Consider the following 1,239-nt stretch of genomic DNA (forward strand, 5'->3'; position numbering starts at 1 on the left):
AAAGAGTTGGATTTGTCGGAAGACGCGCAGGTCGAATTTAGCAACAGCAATAAATTCGTCAAAGTGTCCGTGAGCAAGCTCAAGGGCGATGGCGGCGTGTTCAAAATGTATGGCGACATCGTCAAAGGCGAATCGGACAAGCTGATTACCCGAAAAGGCAGCGAAGGGACGCACATCATCGAATATACGGACGATGCCAAGGCAAAAACGACGGGCAGGGAGTTTTTAAAGCTGGTCGAAAACAAAGGCGATGCCGAAAACACAAAAGCGTCATACGAACTGCGCGTCAAATGTACGGAACAGGGAGGGTGGTGTTTTGCCTTGGGCGAGTCGGGTGATTCCAAAAAGGTCAATATTTCCGCAGACGGTAAGCGGGACTTCTACCTCTACCCGGCCACCCTGACGCCGGGCGCATCGAGCAGCGTTCTTTTCGGCGAGGCGTTATATCAGTTGAACGCGGTTTCCGATGAAACGCTGGTGCAGCGTATGGGCGAAATCCACGCCGACGAAACGCCGCAGAAAGACAACAATGTCTGGCTCAAACGCGTCGGCGGAAAATTCGTCGGCAGCAGCAGCGATTACCGCGTGGGCGGTTATGGCAACCGCTATTGGGGCTTTGCCGGCGGCTTCAACCGGACGGGGTTCGGCGATAAATGGATTCATTACAAAGGGCTGATGTTCCGCCATCTCCAATCGTCCTACGCTTCCGAAGACTACGCCGGAAGCGGCAAAATCTACGGCAGGGCGACAGGCGTTTATTCCACCTGGCTCAACAGGAAAAGCAGGGCTTATTATGATTTGGTCGCCAATATCGCCCGATATAAGGGCAGCTACGGGTTGACCAATTACGTCGGCAAACGGGTCGAATCGAACGAGGCGCGCCTGAATGCCTATATGCTTTCCGCCGAAGTCGGCAGGCGGATGGAAAAACAGGACGGCGGCAAAACCTATTGGTGGCAGCCGGAAGCGCAGTTGTCTTACTGGTTTACGCGCGGCTACGGCTTTTCGCTGTCAAACGGGCTGTCTACCGAGACGGACAACTTCCGCAGCCTGATGGGGCGGTTCGGCTTTCGGGCGGGCGTGGACGGTTTGGACGGCGGCAGGCTGAACATCTACGGCAAGCTGATGTACAAACGCGAGTTTATCGGCACGATCCGCCACAGGTTCAACGGCTCTGCCGTGGAGGAATTCAAACACCGAGGCGGCTGGTTGGAATACGGCTTGGGCGTGGTGCGCCGC

Annotated in this window: 1 protein-coding gene; it reads left to right on the forward strand. The window is 55.7% G+C overall.

Annotation, left to right across the window (positions count from 1 at the left end; translation table 11 throughout):
• A partial coding sequence (locus tag ACNAU7_RS10315; RefSeq protein ID WP_416302167.1) for an autotransporter outer membrane beta-barrel domain-containing protein occupies positions 1-1,239 on the forward strand: 1,239 nt, incomplete at both ends.

This window comes from Neisseria sp. LACPHL-SPEC-2024-00856 (assembly GCF_047915665.1).
Taxonomy (GTDB): Bacteria; Pseudomonadota; Gammaproteobacteria; order Burkholderiales; family Neisseriaceae; genus Neisseria; species Neisseria polysaccharea.